The organism is Bradyrhizobium sp. CCBAU 53421, assembly GCF_015291625.1.
In the GTDB taxonomy this organism is placed as follows: domain Bacteria; phylum Pseudomonadota; class Alphaproteobacteria; order Rhizobiales; family Xanthobacteraceae; genus Bradyrhizobium.
Genome location: NZ_CP030047.1, coordinates 5,200,535 through 5,216,408, shown reverse-complemented (window position 1 = coordinate 5,216,408; position 15,874 = coordinate 5,200,535). Strand labels below are relative to the sequence as shown.

Here is a 15,874-nt window from a genome sequence, read left to right as displayed (position 1 = left end):
CGCCGGGACTTCCAAGGGACTTCCAAGTCTCACAACAAAGACAACGGGGGAGGCGCAGGCCTCCCCCGTTTTGTTTTGCGCTGGAGCGTTTCGGTTCTGACGGATCAGAACCGAAACTCCAGCTTCTTGGGTTGACGCGTTTTCTTCACGCGAACCGGTATCCACTTCGCGCGAGAACGCTCTAGAAGTCGAACGTCATGCCTGTCGTCACGGCGCTCGCCTTGTTGCCGGCGACCACGTTGTTGTTGGCGTCGCGACCGCACACGCCATAGCCATGACCGCTCACGCCGAGGCAGTAATGCGCGCCGGGGCCGTTGCGCAGGTAACTGCCGACGAGATACCAGGTCGCGAACGGGCTGAAGTGGTACTTGACGCCGGCTGCATATTGATCGGCGCTGCTGTCGAGCGTGTTGAGCGCGAAGTCGGCCGATCCTGCGGCCGGCGTGACGGTGTAGTTGTTGAATATGCCGGTCCCGGGCGAGCCCGGCGAGGCGTTGGCGTGGGCCCATGACGCGCTGACGTCCCAGGCGCCGACGCTCTGGGTGGCGCTGAGGAAGTAGCCGTCGCGTGACCGTTCGTTGAAATCGGCCACGGTGTTCTCGCGCCGCATCACCTCGTAGATGCCGTAGAGCTGCAGCTTGCCGATGCCGTCGTCGAGGCGGTATCCGGCGCCGATCTTCGCGGCCCATTCGTTGGCGATGCCGACGGCTCCCGGCGGAACGATCAGCACGCCGCCGTTGCTGAGCGGCGTGACCGCCTCGTCGCCGGTGCGGTTGGTGCCCTCATGCATCTCGTAGGCGGCGACCGCCGTGAACGGTCCCTGATTGTAGGTCAGCGAGGCGCTGTAGAGGTTGCCATAGGAGCCGTCGGTACAGCCTTCCGGCGCTGACGTCAGCGGGAAGCCGCTGCCGCTGCCGCGCGCGGACGTGGCGGGACAGTTGAAGTCGCCGAGCGCGAAATCGCTGTTGTCCCTTGCCGTGTTCTGTCCGGGCGAGATCATCAGCGTGGTCTGGAAGCCGTTCCAGACCGGCGATTCGTACCAGAGGGCATGGGCCGCACGCCAATCGAATTCCGCGCGCAGGTCGCCGCCGGTATTGCCCATGATCGAGTTGTAGTCGCCGAGCGTCGCCGAGAACGGATCGAACTTCGATGTGGATTTCTTGTACGGCGTGTCCGATTTGCCCGCCTTGATCGTGCCCCATGGTGTTGCCATCCCGATGAAGCTGTCGCGCGTTCCGAGCGCGGCACGCTCGGTCGGAACCGCGGCGACCTCGACGAGGGATTCAAACTGGGCGACGGCGGCCCACCCTTCGAAGCCATAGGGTGCGAGATCGTGACGCGCGTGGACGCCGAAGAAGGTGAGGTTGCTTGCCACACCGAACTTGGTGCCCTGATCGAACACGCCGGCGTTGAAGACGTCGCCGGACAAATCGACGTGGCCATAGAGAGTGACGGTGGTGTTATCGACGAAGGCGTTGCCGCCCGGCGCCTTGCTGTAGAGCGGCGCGCCTCCGATGCTGACCACGGCGTGTTCGGGAGCCGCTGGCTTCGGGGAGGGCGCAACGGCCGCGTGCTGCACCGGATTGCCCTTTGGCGTTGAGGCCGCCGCAGCGGGCTCGGCGCTGCGGGTCGCGATGTGGTTCACTCGGTCGCGCAGCTGCGCGTTCTCCTTGGCAAGCTTCGCATTGTTTCGTTCGAGCGCATCCAGACGCGCCATCACGTCATCGAGCGTTGCTGCCTGCACCGGCTGTTGCGTGAGCGCCAGGCCGATCGCCGCGAGCGCGGTTCCGGCGAGAAGTCCCTTCTTCATCTGATCCCCCCTTTGTCAAACCGCCTCAGCGGTGTGCTGAGGGTCACAAAGTGGAGGGACGTTAATGTATACCACACACCAGATACATGGACGCGGGCGAGGTATGGGAGATAAACACGCGATGTGACTTAAATGGTACTATGATACTATTGCACTGCATCAATTTGTCGCATATCGGATTCTGGAATAAAATTTGACTTACATTCATGTACTTGAATGCCCGACCATAAAGTCCGCCTCGGAAGTCAGGCAGCATTGCTGACATAAAATGTTGCAGTGCGGAAACTGAGAGCTGTTTTGGAATAATGGATGCCAATTTTCGGCCTGGTTCGAAGCGAACTAGCGCCTGGTGCAAGGCCTAGACGGGCTGCCAGGGGTTTCGCCGGTCTGCGAGACGCTCGACCATGTCGTTCAGGAATTGCGGCGGTCCAAACGCGTGCCAGTCCCCGTCCGACTGCAGCAGCAGGGGACGGCGCGCGTCGCGGCTGAAGGCTTCCAGCCACGCGCGCGCCTTGGCTTTCGGCTGAGCGCCGATGGCAACCGCAACGTCGACTGGAATTGTGCGCCAGACGAAGCTTGCCGGAAGAAAGATGACATTGGATTTGTCCGGTCGCATCCAGTCGGGCAGCGGACTTGTCGGCGCCAGCCAGCCGCAGACGAAGTTCCGGCAGGGATCGACCGGACGCTCGTCGTAGATCGTGCATTTGCCCGCGCTGCTGAACGGGCACGGCTGTCCCGGATGGACGTCGTGGTCACGAATCCGGATCTTCAGCCAGCCGTCGCAGCAGGCGGTGCACTCGCCACATCGTCTCGCTGTCGTGCTGGGGTCGGCCGGCATGCGTCGAGTGTACCCATGCCGTACCGGATTCAGAAGGCCTGCAATTGGCCGGACGTGCGGCGCGCGCTATGCCCCGCTGAGCCGTACGCCGAGCCGGCCGGCGAGTTCCTGCGTGTACTGCCAGGCGACGCGGCCGGAGCGCGAGCCGCGGGTGGTCGACCATTCGAGCGCCTCGCGCTCCAGTTCGTCGTCGGCGATCTTGATGCCGTAGTGGTCGCAATAGCCCTTCACCATCGCGAGGTACTCGTCCTGGCTGCAGCGATGGAAGCCGAGCCAGAGCCCGAAGCGATCCGACAACGACACTTTCTCCTCGACCGCTTCGCCCGGATTGATCGCGGTCGAGCGCTCGTTCTCGATCATCTCGCGCGCCAGCAGATGCCGCCGGTTCGACGTCGCATAGAGAATGACGTTCTCGGGTCGTCCTTCGATACCGCCTTCCAGAACCGCCTTGAGTGACTTGTAGGAGGCGTCGTTGCCGTCGAAGGAGAGGTCGTCGCAGAACACGATGAAGCGGAACGAGGAGCTGCGCAGCAGCTCCATCAGACCGGGCAGGCTCTCGATGTCCTCGCGGTGGATCTCGATCAGCTTCAGCCGGTCGGCGGGCTTGCGGCCGACATTGAGGCTGGCATGCGTCGCCTTGACCAGCGACGACTTGCCCATGCCGCGGGCGCCCCACAGCAGCGCATTGTTTGCGGGCAGCCCGTTGGCGAAGCGCTCGGTATTCTCCATCAGGATATCGCGCATCCGGTCGACGCCCTTGAGCAGGCCGATCTCGACGCGGCTGACGCGCGGCACCGGGGCAAGGCGTCCGTCCGGATGCCAGACAAAGGCGTCCGCGGCACCAAACGACTCGGCCGGATCGGGGGTCGGGGAGGCGGCCGCAAGGCGGCTGGCGATGCTTTCCAGGGCGCTCGCGATCCGCTCGGCAGTGGCGCCATCGAGCGGCATTACCGGGCGTTTTGTCGCGGCGTTTACGGCGCGCTTGGCGGCGGCTCCGCCGGCCGTTTTGCTGGTGGTTTTCTTATCGGTTTTCTTGTCGGTTTTCTTGGCTTTTTTCGGCATTTGTCCAGTTCCTGACGGCGCAGCCTTATCGGGCTGGCGGCGGTCCCGCAAGCGCCCTAAATGAAGGTCCGTTAACGTTGCAATTGGGACCGCGGCCGCTATAGTCCGCGCGAATTTGTCCGGACCGCCATACCGCCCCGACCCCTAGGGCGCTGCCGGTCCTTTCCCGTCTTATCCGAGGATCGTCCGAATGCTGATTACTCCTGCGTTTGCTCAGGCTGGAGCAAGTGGTGACACCAACAGCATGTTGATGTCGCTGCTGCCATTCGCGCTGATCTTCGTCATCATGTACTTCCTGATTCTGCGCCCGCAGCAGCGCAAGGTGCGCGATCATGCGGACCTCGTGAAGAACATCCGCCGCGGCGACACCGTGGTGACCTCGGGCGGCCTGGTCGGCAAGGTGACCAAGGTGGTCGACGACGACCAGATCGAGTTCGAGATTTCGGACGGCGTCCGCGTGCGGCAGATGCGGCAGATGATTTCGGGCGTGCGGACCAAGGGCGAGCCGGCGAAGGGCGACGCCAAGGACGAGGCGTCCGCGAGCTGATCGCGGAGCCTTTTGCCGAATCTGACAGGTCAATTCGATGTTGTATTTCACGCGGTGGCGAGCGCTGGGGATTATCCTGACAGCGCTGGTGGTCTGCCTGTGCGCCGTGCCCAATTTCTTCCCCGAGGCGCAGGTCAAGACCTGGCCGGCCTGGGCGCAGCGCCGCCTCGTTCTCGGTCTCGATTTGCAGGGCGGCTCGTATCTGCTGCTCGAGGTCGACGCCAACTACGTGAAGAAGGAAAAGCTCGAGCAGGTTCGCGACGACACCCGCAAGGCGCTGCGTGACGCGCGGATCGGCTTCACCGGAGGCATCACGATCCGCAACGACGCCGTCGAGGCCCGGATCGCGAAGGAGACCGACGTTCCGGCGGCGCTGGCGAAGCTTCGCGAGGTCGCGCAACCGATCGGCGGCCTGCTCGGCTCCAGCGGCCAGCGCGATGTCGACGTCGCCGACGCCGGGGGCGGCTTGATCCGCCTGACCGTGTCGCAGCCGGCTATGATCGAGCGGATGCGCAGGACCATCGAGCAGTCGATCCAGATCGTCGAACGCCGCGTCAACGAGCTCGGCACGGTCGAGCCGGTGATCCAGCGTCAGGGCACCGACCGCATCCTGGTGCAGGTGCCTGGCCTGCAGGACCCGACGCGTCTTAAGGAGCTGCTCGGCAAGACCGCGAAGATGGAATTCCGCATGGTCGACACCACGGCGTCGCCCGACCAGGCCACGGTGCCGGCGGACTCGGAGCGGCTCGTGAGCGCATCGCCGCCGCCGGTTCCGTACATCGTGAAGAAGCAGGTCCTGGTTTCCGGAAGCGAACTCTCCGATGCCCAGCCCGGCTTCGACCAGCGGACCGGCGAGGCGATCGTCAGCTTCAAGTTCAACACGTCGGGCGCGCGCAAATTCGCGCAGGCGACCGCCGACAACGTCGGCCAGCCGTTCGCGATCGTGCTCGACAACAAGGTGATCTCGGCACCCGTGATTCGCGAGCCGATCACCGGCGGACAGGGCCAGATCTCCGGCAGCTTCACCGTGCAGTCGGCCAACGATCTGGCGATCCTGATGCGCGCCGGCGCGCTGCCGGCACCGCTGACGGTGGTCGAGGAACGCACCGTTGGTCCCGGCCTCGGCCAGGACTCGATCGAGAAGGGCGAGCTTGCGGCCTATGTCGGCTCGATCCTGGTCATCGTGTTCATGCTGATCACCTACCGGCTGTTCGGGGTGTTCGCCAACATCGCGGTGGCCATCAATGTCGCCATGATCTTCGGGCTGCTGTCGCTGCTCAACGCCACGCTGACCTTGCCCGGTATCGCCGGCATCGTGCTCACCGTCGGCATCGCGGTCGACTCCAACGTGCTGATCTATGAGCGCATCCGCGAGGAACTGCGCGGCGGCCGCAACGCGATCTCGGCGATCGACGCCGGGTTCAAGCGGGCGCTGGCGACCATCCTCGACTCCAACATCACCACCTTCATCGCTGCCGCCGTGCTGTTCTATATCGGCACCGGACCGGTTCGCGGCTTTGCCGTGACGCTCGGCATCGGCATCATCACCACGGTGTTCACCGCCTTTACCCTGACGCGCCTGATCGTCGCGGCATGGGTGCGGTGGAAGCGGCCGCAAACCGTGCCGATCTGAGAGGCCTGTTGTGACTCATACTGTTCTCATTGGCCTTGGCATCCTGATCGCCGTGCTCACCGTGGTCGCGGCGCTCGGGCTGATGCCGTCGCTGCGCATCGTGCCCGACGACACGCATTTCGACTTCACGCGCTTCCGCCGCATCAGCTTTCCGATCTCGGCGCTGCTCTCGATCCTTGCCATCACGCTGTTCTTCACCCACGGCCTGAACTTCGGCATCGACTTCAAGGGCGGCACGCTGCTGGAGGTGCGGGCCAAGTCCGGCACGGCCGACATCGCAGCGATGCGCACGACCTTGAACGGGCTTGGCCTCGGCGAAGTGCAGCTGCAGCAGTTCGGAGGTCCGGCCGAAGTCCTGATCCGCGTCGCGGAGCAGCCCGGCGGCGACCAGGCGCAACAGGACGCAGTGACGAAGGTGCGGGGCGCGCTCGGCGATTCCGTCGACTACCGCCGCGTCGAGGTGGTGGGACCGCGCGTCTCCGGCGAATTGCTTGCCTACGGCATGCTCGGTCTGATGCTCGCGATCGTCGGCATCCTGATCTATCTCTGGTTCCGGTTCGAGTGGCAGTTCGCGCTCGGCGCCATGATCGCCAACGTCCACGACATCGTGCTGACGATCGGCTTCATGTCGATCAGCCAGGTCGACTTCGACCTCACCAGCATCGCGGCGCTGCTGACGATTCTCGGTTACTCGCTCAACGATACCGTCGTCATCTACGACCGTATCCGCGAGATGCTGCGGCGCTACAAGAAGATGCCGATGCCGCAGCTGCTCAACGAATCGATCAACTCGACGCTGTCGCGCTCGATCATCACCCACGTCACCGTCACCCTCGCGCTGCTCGCGCTGCTCCTGTTCGGCGGCCAGGCGATCCACAGCTTCACCGCGGTGATGATGTTCGGCGTGGTGCTGGTCGGCACCTATACGTCGATTTTCATTGCGGCACCGATTCTGATCTATCTCGGCGTCGGCACAACGAGGCGCGACGCCGCCGACGATGAATCGGAGAAGAAGCCGAACGCGGCAGCCAAGAAGTAGCCGGCCATGAGCAATCCCTCGGACGCTCCCCATCTTCCGAGGTCGGCGCCGATCGAGGCCTACGGCAAGGGCGGCTTCGCGTTTGCCGATATGTCGCACCGCGGCTCGCTGCTGTGCCTGCCGGACTCGATCTGGGCCTGGCCGGTCACGCGGCCGCAGGAGATCGACGAATATTCGCTGCAAAAGGTATTCGCGGCCGCCAATGCGATCGACACGTTGATCGTCGGCAGCGGCACCGAGGTCTGGGTGCCGCCGAAGGGCCTCCGCGAGGCCCTGCGCGCGGTGCGGGTGGTGCTCGACCCCATGCAGACGGGCCCTGCGATCCGCACCTACAACATCATGCTGGGTGAGCGGCGCCGGGTCGCGGCGGCGCTGATCGCGGTGCCATGAGCGCGACCGAGGCGCCGAAGGACGGCGCGGCCTTCTGCGCCGATCTGGTGCGGACCCACGACTTCGTGCGCTACGCGTCGACCTTGTTCCTGCCGGGTCCGGAGCGCCGCGCGCTGCTTGCGATCTACGCCTTCAACATCGAGGTCTCGCGCGTGCACGAGCAGGTCAGCCAGCCGCTGCCCGGCGAGATGCGGCTGCAATGGTGGACCGATATGCTGGCCGGCGCCGGACACGGCGGCGTCGAGGGCAATCCGGTCGCGGCAGAACTACTGTATGCGATCCGCAATCACCGCTTGCCGGTCTCGCCATTCTCGCAGCTGGTCGAGGAGCATCAGTTCGATCTCTACAACGACCCGATGCCGACGCTGGCCGCACTCGAGGGCTATCTCGACGCCACGGCCTCAGTGCTGTTCTCGCAGGCCACGCGCGTGGTGGCGCGGCCATCGGAAGCGATCGATCACCTGGCCCGTCATGCGGGCCTTGCCCAGGGCATGGCGCAGGTCATCGTGGCGCTCGGCCGCGACGCGTCGCGGCAGCAGCTGTTTCTGCCACTGGAGCTCCTGCAGCAGCACGGCAGCAGCAAGGAGGAGGCGTTTGCCGGCAAGCCCACGCCGAACATCCGCGCTGCGATCGACCAGCTTGCGGACGAGGCGCAGGGTCATCTCAAGACCGCATTCGGGCTGCTTGCGGATGTGCCGTCCGGCGTGCGGCCGATCTTCCTGCCGCTCGCCCATGTCAGGCGCGAGCTGAACCGGGCGAGGACGGCCGACTACGATCCGTTCCTGCCGAAGCCGGTCTCTCGCTTGCGCACGCTCTGGACGTTGTGGCGAGCCGCGCGCACCGAAGAGTTCGGAAGCTAGCTACTCTCTTTCGAGATGTGCTTGGTGAAGATCCGGATCGTCGCGCCCCTGACCACCGGGCTGCTGTCATAAATGTCGGATGCGATTTGCTCGACGGCATCGCGTAGCGCAACGAATTGCGCCTGTCGCGCCATGCTCGCGGTTCCACGTGTGCCGGCGAGCTCGTCCATGGCGGCGTCGCTGATCTGGCATTCGATTTCCTGGTCGCCGTTCATCATGGTGAAGCCGAACGCCAGGCGTTCGGAATCATATCCCCCGATACGGCCACGGGTGAGTGGCATTAGACTTGTCCCTTGAGCGCGCTAGCCTCGCAAAGAGTGGGGCTTCGCGCCGCGTTTGTCGAGGGCTGCGCGCCCGGAAGTGCGCAGCGTCTTTTGCGAAGATCATGCTCGAACAGGAAGCGAAGCGCGGCGTTGATAAATCCACCTTCATCGCGCCCTAGCGCGCCGGCCGATCCATCTCGGCGACCTCGAAATTGAAGCGGTCGCGCAGGTTCTTGCGTTGCTCGAGGATGTCCTTGAGGAACTCGCGGTCGGCGTCGCTGCGCATCATCGGCTCGATCAGGTCGATCTGGTTCATGGCGACGAGCTGCAGGATTTCGGTGCGCGGCTTGCCGGCGGCATCGCGCGGCAGTGCGTGCACGATCTGGATGTGCTCCGGCGGCTTGACGCCCCGGGCCGCGGCAAGCTCGTTGCGCAGCGTTCTTTCCAGCGCGGACTGGTCCGCCTCGACGAAGGCGTAGAGCCCGACGCCGACGCGCCGGTCGGCAAAGGCCACGATCGCGGTGTCGCGCACCTCAGGATTCCTGCGGATCAGATCCACCAGCACCGGTGCGTCGTTGACCAGTCGCCTTCCGCCGCCCTCGCGGTCGGTGAAATTGAAGATGCCGCGGGTGATCGCTTGATAGACCTTCTTGCCGGTCTTGAGCCAGACGCTGGCGACCGCGGATTTCTTCGCGAGCACCTTGCGCTCCTTCGGCGTCAGCGCCTCCGGCGCGTAGCTGCGCTTGTGCTTCAGCAGATGCCGCAGATCCTCATAGGCCGCGATGCGGAACAGCCGGCTTCGGGTCTTGAAGCAGGCAGCTAGCTGGAAGTCGGTGAGATAGGCGCGGCCGTCGCGGCCGACCAGCCAGTTCTGCTCCTTGGCGAGGTCGTTGTGGCAGATGCCGGCGCGATGCAGCTTGCGCAACGCAGCCTTGGCGGAGCGGAAATAGGCGACGTCGCCATGCGGCTTCGCCAGATGCAGCGCCGCGCCATCGATGAAGCCGCGCACCAGCGCGCGCCTGCCTGCCCACAACAGCCTGGGGCCGACGTCGAGATCGCGCGCCAAGGCCAGCGCGCGGCGTTCGCGCGAGAACAGGTGCAGCGCTACGCCAAACGACCAGAACGGCACCTGATCGAGGCGGCGCAGCACGCCCTCGACCTCGCCGTCATCGGACCGGAAACGGCCGCGCTCGACGGTCGAGAACACGTCGCGCTTGAGCAGTACGCCCTGGCTCCATCGCGCCGACAGGGTGGCGTCGTCGTCTTTCGGCAAGCTCATGACGGTCAGGCCGCTGCCGCAACGCGCAGGTGCTCTGCGATCCACTGGTCGAGGTCGGTAAGTGCCCGCGCGCTGATCGCCTGCTTCTTGGCGACGGTCTTCTCGTTGCCGCGCAGCCGCGAGCCGTCCGGCTTCTTGGTCGGAGCACTGGCCAGCGGCGGGAACAGGCCGAAATTGATGTTCATCGGCTGGAACGAGCGCGAGCCTGCGTCGATGGTTTCGATATGGCCGCCGGTGATATGGCCGAGCAGCGCGCCGAGCGCGGTGGTGGCAGGCGGCGGCGTCAGCGCGGTGCCGCGCATGTCGGCGGCGGCGCAGAGGCCGGCAATCAGGCCGACGCTGGCCGACTCGACGTAACCCTCGCAGCCGGTCATCTGGCCGGCGAAACGCAGCCGCGGCTGCGCGCGCAGGCGCAGCTGGCCATCGAGCAGCTTCGGCGAATTCAGGAATGTATTGCGGTGCAGGCCGCCGAGGCGGGCGAATTCCGCGTTCTCGAGGCCCGGGATGGTGCGGAACACGCGCTGCTGCGCGCCATGCTTCAGCTTGGTCTGGAAACCGACGATGTTGTAGAGCGTGCCGAGCTTGTTGTCCTGCCGCAGCTGGACGATCGCATATGGCTTGACCGTCGGATCGTGCGGATTGGTCAATCCGACCGGCTTCATCGGGCCGTGGCGCAGCGTCTCGTGGCCGCGTTCGGCCATCACCTCGACCGGCAGGCAGCCGTCGAAATAGGGCGTGTTGGTCTCCCAATCCTTGAAGTCGACCTTCTCGCCGTCGAGCAATGCGGCGACGAAGCCGTCATATTGCTCCTTGGTCATCGAGCAGTTGATGTAGTCGGCGCCGGTGCCACCGGGACCGACCTTGTCGTAGCGCGACTGAAACCAGGCCACCGACATGTCGATGGAATCCTTGTGCACGATCGGCGCGATCGCGTCGAAGAACGCCAGCGCGTTCTCGTCTGTGAGCTGCCTGATGGCGTCGGCGAGCGGCGCGGAGGTGAGGGGACCAGTGGCAACGATCACGTTGCTCCAGTCGGCCGGCGGGAGTCCTGCGACTTCCTCGCGGCTGATCTCGATCAGCGGGTGTTCGTTCAGTGCTTTGGTGACGGCAGCAGAGAAGCCGTCGCGGTCGACCGCCAGCGCGCCGCCGGCCGGCACCTGGTTGGCATCGGCCGAGCGCATGATGAGCGAGCCCAGCCGCCGCATCTCGGCGTGCAGCAGCCCGACCGCGTTGTTGGCGGCGTCGTCGGAGCGGAAGGAATTCGAGCAGACCAGTTCGGCACAGCCTTCGGTCCGGTGCGCCTCGGTCATGCGGTGCGGGCGCATTTCGTGCAGGACGGCACGGACGCCAGAGTTGGCGACCTGCCAGGCGGCTTCCGAGCCGGCGAGCCCCGCGCCCACGATGTGCACGGGTTGGGAAGAGGATTGATGCGGTGTCATCGCGCAGCGTTAGCGCGTTTTGATCGCCTATGCATCTGAAACCGCCAAAGCGCCCTCAGCTGAAGAGGATACCGGTTCGCGTCCTGAGAGCGCGTCGGCGGACCAGGCCCGGGTTGTTTCGGAAAGGGCTCTGAAAACGAGAACGCCCGCTGTGGAAGCGGGCGTTATCCGTTCATCAGATGGCTTGCGGCCGATTAGCCGTTGTAGGTACCGGCGGCAACGCGCGGAATGTCCGAGCGGTCGAGGCCGATATCGGCCAGTTCACGATCGCTGAGCTGGGACAGTTCGCTGACATTGCGCTGATAATCCCGGAAAGCCTGGATCATGCGGATGAGCGAGAGCAACATGGTAGTCTCCTAGTAGTTCAGATTCAGCTTTTCCAAAGCCTCATCGTTGAAGTGAATATAGATGATATAGTGCAGTGCGGTAGTTCCGATGTTGCGATGCAGCTAGGCTCAAAACGCATGGCGGCGGTAAGTTCCGGTTAACCGTTTGCGGGGTGGGAGGCGGGGCTGGCAACAGAAGTTCCACGGGCGTTGCGCACTCGAACAAAACTGTCTAGAAATCAGCTTGTTAGGAGAACTCAACCTACTTTCCCTTGGCCGTTATCTGGTAATTAAAGACCGCCTAATCAAGCTGGAATGGCCGCTTGAGCATCGGATCACAGCGATGTGTTCCATGCGTGATTCGCATGCAGCGGATCGGCGTTGAAATGATTATTAGTTCATTTTATCGTCCTTCAGCCGCTCTAATCCGTAGAGCGTCAATCAGTCGCATTGACTTGCACGGTATTACGGCAAAGCCGCCCGTTCGGGTTTCGATCAGCAGAAAGATGTCGCGCCGGAAGCTTTGCTGATTACCGGAAATGCGTACCGATTGAAGTGAACGCGAGCGGCAATGCTAATGCGGCGCCGCTTCCTTACCGACATGTAATCGAAACACTATGCAACGCATGCGCGATCCGCGTGCAGCGCCGATCACATTCGTATCGCGCGAAGTTCATTCTGAACGGCGCCGGGAACAGCGAATAATTGCGCTGCAGATTCCGCAATCACGCAGGGATCTGTCCAAGAACAAGAGATGGATCATCCCATGATTAAAACATTCATCGCCGCAGCCACGATGGCTGCCGTTGCTTACGCTGTCGCTGCTCCCGCGCAGGCCGCTCATCGGCATCACATGGGCGTCGGCTGCAGCGGTGCCAATTTCGGCAAGACTGAAGCTGCCGTCGAAGCCATGGCCGACAATGAGGTCAAATTCGCGGCGGAGAAGGAAGTCTCGCTGGCCCAGGACGCGATGCTGAACAACAAGTGGGGCGCGTGCGGCGAGCACCTCGGCAAGGCTGCTGAAGCCAGCATGGCGAAGTAAGCTTTTGATCATGGCATAGGGGCCGATTGCCTGGGGCGATCGGCCCTTTGGTTTGGGTGGCGCGTGATCGGTTCGGATTGAATCAGAAAAACCACTGCTTGCAGTCACGCTTCGAAACTTATCGAAGCGGCCGGTTACGTGCTTCGCTCTATGGCGCCATGGCGAGTTGGGTGGCGAAATAGCCGACCTCGATGCGTGTGGTAACGGAGCCTGCCGTATTGGTCGACCAACTTGGGCAATCTGAAGACCCGCCCGTCCATGCTGCGGATTGCCAAAAGCGCGGTGTCTCGCCCGCGACAAACGCTCGATGTAATCGTGCTATTCCGGCGGGCGGGCGCCATCGCGCCGCGCGAGCGCCCCGATCGAATGCCCCTCACGTGTTCCGGATGGAGTGCCGTTGATCGGCCCGCTTCGCGCCGATTCACGCACGTCCGAGGGGGGCGCTCCGTATTGCCGGCGAAAGGTGCGGTTGAAATACGACACGTCGCCGAAACCGACCTCAAAGGCGACGGCGCTCACAGGCCGATCGGCGTAGCGCGGATTGACGAGCAATCGATGCGCTCGCGCGAGACGGTGCCCGAGCACGAATTGTGAAAATGTGGTCCCGTCGTCTTCAAACATCCGTTGCACTTGACGCGGGGTGACGGCGTGCCGCCGCGCTACTGCCGCGACCGTGAGATTACCATGATTGAGATGGTCGATGATATCGGCTTTGATGGCACGCAGTCGCGCCGCGCGGACGCCACGCCCATGGGCAAGGGCCGCGGCGTCTCTCGTTGCGCCGAGCGCCACAGCGATCAGATCGTGCACATGCGAGGCCACGTGGTGCCGTAGCTGAGGCGTGGCAAGCGCATAATCCTCCTGCAGCGCCCCAACATAGCTCACCAACAATTTGAGCGCTTCGGTGGAGTGCGCAATAGGCTGCATCACGGAGGAATCGACGCTGCTCACCAGCGGCGCCAGCGCCGGCCGTGGAACGTGAAGGCACAGAATCTTCGCCGGGGCGGGGCAGACCATCGCGACCGGATCCGCCGAGCTGACCAACAGCCCGTCGCCGGCGCTCCACGTGACCTCGCATCCACGCTGCACCATCCTGGCATCGTGCGAACCCATCACCAGGACAAGCCCGTCGTTGCCATCCGCCAACAGTTCGGCCCCCCGCTCGTAGCGAAACGCCGACATGCTGGCCGACGTGATGGACAACCCGGGCAGCATCCGCACGGTCACGTCCGCATGCAAAGTATGATGCGGCAGTGGCGTGAGGTCGGCATTCAGCACCAGCCGGCCGTACAGATCACGCCATGCGGCCATGCGGTCCTGCTCGGCAAAATCTTCCAAGGAAAACCTGGAAAGTGCAACGTCGTCGGCCGTCGAGGTCATCGGGAAACTCAAGCTGTCGCAATAGGTGTCGCCGACTTGCCGCGTCTGGTTCACGAAGGCGACCCGGTTCCGCGGCAAAAACCGCACGCGACGCACGGGCTTCTAGCCAATGACTCGGCTGTGTTAAAGCGCCCTAGGTATGCTCCATCCGTGGTTCGCCCCTGCGGCAGTCCGAGGTGGAACGCACGTCCCATTGGCCGAAACGTATACAAATTGAAATACCGACCCGCCAGGTCGTTTTCGTCCAATGCGTTGTCGCGCCTGTCCAAGCCGGCGGGTGGACAAGTCAATAAACTCCATAGCGCGATATTGACTCGCTCGCAAAAGGATATTGGTGATTTTGGTGCTACTTTTGCGTGTTCAGCCCGGCGACGTCGGGCTTGCCATGGGCATCATCGGCGTACTGGCCGTGTTCCTCGGAATGTCACCGTTTGCCTGGATGGTGTACCGGACCGCAGCCTCCAAGACGTCGCCGACCGGAGTGGTAAAGCTCACGGCTCGAACTTCATGCGCGCACTGATCCATGTCGCGGTGTGGCTGGTCCTCGTTGCGGGAAATAACGCATCCGCCGCCGAAGGCGCGGCAACGTCCTGCCAGCTGATCAATGGCAAGGCGATGATGCAGGCCGAACTGCTGTTTGGACGCCGTATCGCCGGACATGGCCGCGTATCGGACGCCCAGTGGTCGGACTTCCTTCTGAGGGAGGTGACACCGCGCTTCCCCGATGGATTGACCCAGCTCAGGGCCTTTGGCCAATGGCGCGACCCGGATACCGGCCGGGTCACACACGAGCCGTCCTTTGTCGTGCGCATCATCGCGGCCGAGAGCCCGGAGACCTTGGCACGCTTGACACAGATCAGCACCGCATACAGGCAGCGCTTTCATCAACAGTCGGTTGGCCTCACGCTCTCGACCACTTGCGCATCGTTCTGACCGCTCGCTGTAAGCCGACTGTAGGCGGCCGCATCCCCGACGAGGATGAACCGATGACAATGCAAGATATCATCGAATTTCGGTTCTCGACCGCTGATTGGGACGAACGAGATCGATTGGCGATTTTCCGGGAACAGGTCGGGCGGCTGGTGATGAAGCTCGAGCCGGAGCCGCTGGTCGAAGGTGCATTCCATGCCGAAGCGAGGTTGCGTGAGTTGCCCGGCCTTGGCACCGGATCCTGGGCGTGCACCAACCTGCGGGTCGTAAGACCGCGCGAACTGCTCGACGGCACTGACGACCTCGTCCTGACGATCGCAACAAGCGGCGGCATGAACGCATCGCAGCGCGGTCGGGAGGTTGAGATCGGCCCGGGTGAAGCAGTGCTGATGTCCAGTACGGAAGTCGGCCGCATGGCCGTCCTCCCGCAATTGCCGACCCGCTTCATCGGCCTCAGGCTGCCCCGCAAGGCGCTGGCGCCGCTGGTCTCCAATCTCGACGACGTGCTCATGCGCGCATTGCCATCGAACACGGAAGCACTGCGGCTGCTCGCGCTTTACCTTCGGAAACTGGACGACGGATATCGTCTTTCGACACCCGGACTGCTCGATGCAGTGGTCACCCATTTGATCGACCTTGGGTCGCTGGTCGTTGGCGCGAATCCGGATGGGACGGCCGTCGCGCAAGATCGAGGGCTGGCGGCCGCGCGGTTCGCCGCGCTCAAGGCCGACATCTCTGAGAATCTCAGCTACGGCGATCTGACCTTGCTCGCCGTGGCGACGCGCTTGCGGCTCACGCCGCGTTACATCCAAAGACTGTTCGAAAGCGTGGATACGACGTTCTCGGAATTCGTGCTGACTCAGCGCCTGGTGCGCGCGCATCGCCTCTTGACGGACCCGGTCCGGAGCGACAGCACCATCGGCGCGATCGCGTTTGAATCGGGATTCGGCGATCTGTCCTACTTCAATCGGACGTTTCGCCGGTATTACGGCGCAACACCGTCGGACATCCGCGCCGCATCGCTGCGCCGCTGATC

General features: G+C 63.7%; 16 protein-coding genes. 8 read left to right on the top strand and 8 right to left on the bottom strand.

Annotation, left to right across the window (positions count from 1 at the left end; genetic code table 11):
• Nucleotides 1-181: 181 nt before the first annotated feature.
• The 3 genes from XH92_RS24960 to XH92_RS24950 all read right to left on the bottom strand — a co-directional run bounded on the left by XH92_RS24960 (nucleotide 182) and on the right by XH92_RS24950 (nucleotide 3,710).
• Nucleotides 182-1,810 carry a porin gene (locus tag XH92_RS24960; protein ID WP_194454474.1) on the bottom strand — a complete coding sequence of 543 codons (1,629 nt, stop codon included), beginning with the start codon at nucleotides 1,808-1,810 and terminating at the stop codon, nucleotides 182-184.
• 358 nt (nucleotides 1,811-2,168) lie between these two features.
• Nucleotides 2,169-2,648 carry a hypothetical protein gene (locus tag XH92_RS24955; RefSeq protein ID WP_194454473.1) on the bottom strand — a complete coding sequence of 160 codons (480 nt, stop codon included), beginning with the start codon at nucleotides 2,646-2,648 and terminating at the stop codon, nucleotides 2,169-2,171.
• A gap of 66 nt (nucleotides 2,649-2,714) precedes the next feature.
• On the bottom strand, nucleotides 2,715-3,710 hold the full coding sequence (locus XH92_RS24950; protein WP_194454472.1) for an ATP-binding protein: 996 nt from the start codon (nucleotides 3,708-3,710) through the stop codon (nucleotides 2,715-2,717).
• Between the two features lie 190 nt (nucleotides 3,711-3,900).
• On the opposite strand from XH92_RS24950, the gene yajC reads away from it, so the two are divergent.
• From yajC to XH92_RS24925, 5 genes are read left to right on the top strand one after another with little or no spacing between them, the layout of a single operon-like run.
• On the top strand, nucleotides 3,901-4,257 hold the full coding sequence (gene yajC / locus XH92_RS24945) for a preprotein translocase subunit YajC (RefSeq protein ID WP_194454471.1): 357 nt from the start codon (nucleotides 3,901-3,903) through the stop codon (nucleotides 4,255-4,257).
• A 37-nt stretch (nucleotides 4,258-4,294) separates the two neighbouring features.
• Complete coding sequence (gene secD / locus XH92_RS24940; RefSeq protein ID WP_194454470.1) at nucleotides 4,295-5,890, top strand: protein translocase subunit SecD; 1,596 nt, start codon at nucleotides 4,295-4,297, stop codon at nucleotides 5,888-5,890.
• Nucleotides 5,891-5,900: 10 nt separating this feature from the next.
• Nucleotides 5,901-6,929, top strand: coding sequence for a protein translocase subunit SecF (gene secF, locus XH92_RS24935; protein ID WP_194454469.1), 1,029 nt, complete (start codon nucleotides 5,901-5,903; stop codon nucleotides 6,927-6,929).
• 6 nt (nucleotides 6,930-6,935) lie between these two features.
• Nucleotides 6,936-7,319 carry an Mth938-like domain-containing protein gene (locus tag XH92_RS24930; RefSeq protein WP_194454468.1) on the top strand — a complete coding sequence of 128 codons (384 nt, stop codon included), beginning with the start codon at nucleotides 6,936-6,938 and terminating at the stop codon, nucleotides 7,317-7,319.
• Entirely contained in the window at nucleotides 7,316-8,179 is an 864-nt protein-coding gene (locus XH92_RS24925; protein ID WP_194454467.1) for a phytoene/squalene synthase family protein, read from the top strand. The genes XH92_RS24930 and XH92_RS24925 overlap by 4 nt, the downstream gene beginning before the upstream one ends.
• On the opposite strand, the gene XH92_RS24920 is transcribed toward XH92_RS24925, so the two are convergent.
• The 4 genes from XH92_RS24920 to XH92_RS24905 form a co-directional block, all read right to left on the bottom strand.
• Nucleotides 8,176-8,460 (bottom strand): DUF1488 family protein, encoded by a 285-nt coding sequence (locus tag XH92_RS24920; RefSeq protein WP_194454466.1) that lies wholly within the window; start codon nucleotides 8,458-8,460, stop codon nucleotides 8,176-8,178. The genes XH92_RS24925 and XH92_RS24920 overlap by 4 nt on opposite strands.
• A gap of 157 nt (nucleotides 8,461-8,617) precedes the next feature.
• Complete coding sequence (locus XH92_RS24915) at nucleotides 8,618-9,721, bottom strand: serine/threonine protein kinase (protein WP_194454465.1); 1,104 nt, start codon at nucleotides 9,719-9,721, stop codon at nucleotides 8,618-8,620.
• A 5-nt stretch (nucleotides 9,722-9,726) separates the two neighbouring features.
• Nucleotides 9,727-11,160 (bottom strand): methylenetetrahydrofolate--tRNA-(uracil(54)-C(5))-methyltransferase (FADH(2)-oxidizing) TrmFO, encoded by a 1,434-nt coding sequence (gene trmFO / locus XH92_RS24910; RefSeq protein ID WP_194454464.1) that lies wholly within the window; start codon nucleotides 11,158-11,160, stop codon nucleotides 9,727-9,729.
• A gap of 194 nt (nucleotides 11,161-11,354) precedes the next feature.
• Nucleotides 11,355-11,507, bottom strand: coding sequence for a DUF1127 domain-containing protein (locus XH92_RS24905; protein WP_016846063.1), 153 nt, complete (start codon nucleotides 11,505-11,507; stop codon nucleotides 11,355-11,357).
• Between the two features lie 733 nt (nucleotides 11,508-12,240).
• On the opposite strand from XH92_RS24905, the gene XH92_RS24900 reads away from it, so the two are divergent.
• Nucleotides 12,241-12,528 carry a hypothetical protein gene (locus tag XH92_RS24900; protein WP_194454463.1) on the top strand — a complete coding sequence of 96 codons (288 nt, stop codon included), beginning with the start codon at nucleotides 12,241-12,243 and terminating at the stop codon, nucleotides 12,526-12,528.
• Between the two features lie 318 nt (nucleotides 12,529-12,846).
• Here XH92_RS24900 and XH92_RS24895 read toward each other — a convergent pair whose 3' ends face one another.
• A complete protein-coding gene (locus XH92_RS24895; protein ID WP_194454462.1) occupies nucleotides 12,847-13,962 on the bottom strand; it encodes an AraC family transcriptional regulator in 1,116 nt (371 codons plus the stop codon).
• 453 nt (nucleotides 13,963-14,415) lie between these two features.
• On the opposite strand from XH92_RS24895, the gene XH92_RS24890 reads away from it, so the two are divergent.
• Together XH92_RS24890 and XH92_RS24885 are read left to right on the top strand one after the other, a co-directional pair.
• Nucleotides 14,416-14,841, top strand: coding sequence for a DUF3574 domain-containing protein (locus XH92_RS24890; RefSeq protein ID WP_194454461.1), 426 nt, complete (start codon nucleotides 14,416-14,418; stop codon nucleotides 14,839-14,841).
• 53 nt (nucleotides 14,842-14,894) lie between these two features.
• Nucleotides 14,895-15,872 carry an AraC family transcriptional regulator gene (locus tag XH92_RS24885; RefSeq protein ID WP_194454460.1) on the top strand — a complete coding sequence of 326 codons (978 nt, stop codon included), beginning with the start codon at nucleotides 14,895-14,897 and terminating at the stop codon, nucleotides 15,870-15,872.
• The last annotated feature ends 2 nt before the right edge of the window (nucleotides 15,873-15,874 follow it).

Excerpts from the sequence above, each read along its gene's own strand:
- XH92_RS24960 (WP_194454474.1), bottom strand. The coding sequence starts at position 1,810 with ATGAAGAAGGGACTTCTCGCCGGAACCGCGCTCGCGGCGATCGGCCTG.
- XH92_RS24955 (WP_194454473.1), bottom strand. The coding sequence starts at position 2,648 with ATGCCGGCCGACCCCAGCACGACAGCGAGACGATGTGGCGAGTGCACC.
- XH92_RS24950 (WP_194454472.1), bottom strand. The coding sequence starts at position 3,710 with ATGCCGAAAAAAGCCAAGAAAACCGACAAGAAAACCGATAAGAAAACC.
- yajC (WP_194454471.1), top strand. The coding sequence starts at position 3,901 with ATGCTGATTACTCCTGCGTTTGCTCAGGCTGGAGCAAGTGGTGACACC.
- secD (WP_194454470.1), top strand. The coding sequence starts at position 4,295 with ATGTTGTATTTCACGCGGTGGCGAGCGCTGGGGATTATCCTGACAGCG.
- XH92_RS24930 (WP_194454468.1), top strand. The coding sequence starts at position 6,936 with ATGAGCAATCCCTCGGACGCTCCCCATCTTCCGAGGTCGGCGCCGATC.
- XH92_RS24925 (WP_194454467.1), top strand. The coding sequence starts at position 7,316 with ATGAGCGCGACCGAGGCGCCGAAGGACGGCGCGGCCTTCTGCGCCGAT.
- XH92_RS24920 (WP_194454466.1), bottom strand. The coding sequence starts at position 8,460 with ATGCCACTCACCCGTGGCCGTATCGGGGGATATGATTCCGAACGCCTG.
- XH92_RS24915 (WP_194454465.1), bottom strand. The coding sequence starts at position 9,721 with ATGAGCTTGCCGAAAGACGACGACGCCACCCTGTCGGCGCGATGGAGC.
- trmFO (WP_194454464.1), bottom strand. The coding sequence starts at position 11,160 with ATGACACCGCATCAATCCTCTTCCCAACCCGTGCACATCGTGGGCGCG.
- XH92_RS24905 (WP_016846063.1), bottom strand. The coding sequence starts at position 11,507 with ATGTTGCTCTCGCTCATCCGCATGATCCAGGCTTTCCGGGATTATCAG.
- XH92_RS24900 (WP_194454463.1), top strand. The coding sequence starts at position 12,241 with ATGGATCATCCCATGATTAAAACATTCATCGCCGCAGCCACGATGGCT.
- XH92_RS24890 (WP_194454461.1), top strand. The coding sequence starts at position 14,416 with ATGCGCGCACTGATCCATGTCGCGGTGTGGCTGGTCCTCGTTGCGGGA.
- XH92_RS24885 (WP_194454460.1), top strand. The coding sequence starts at position 14,895 with ATGACAATGCAAGATATCATCGAATTTCGGTTCTCGACCGCTGATTGG.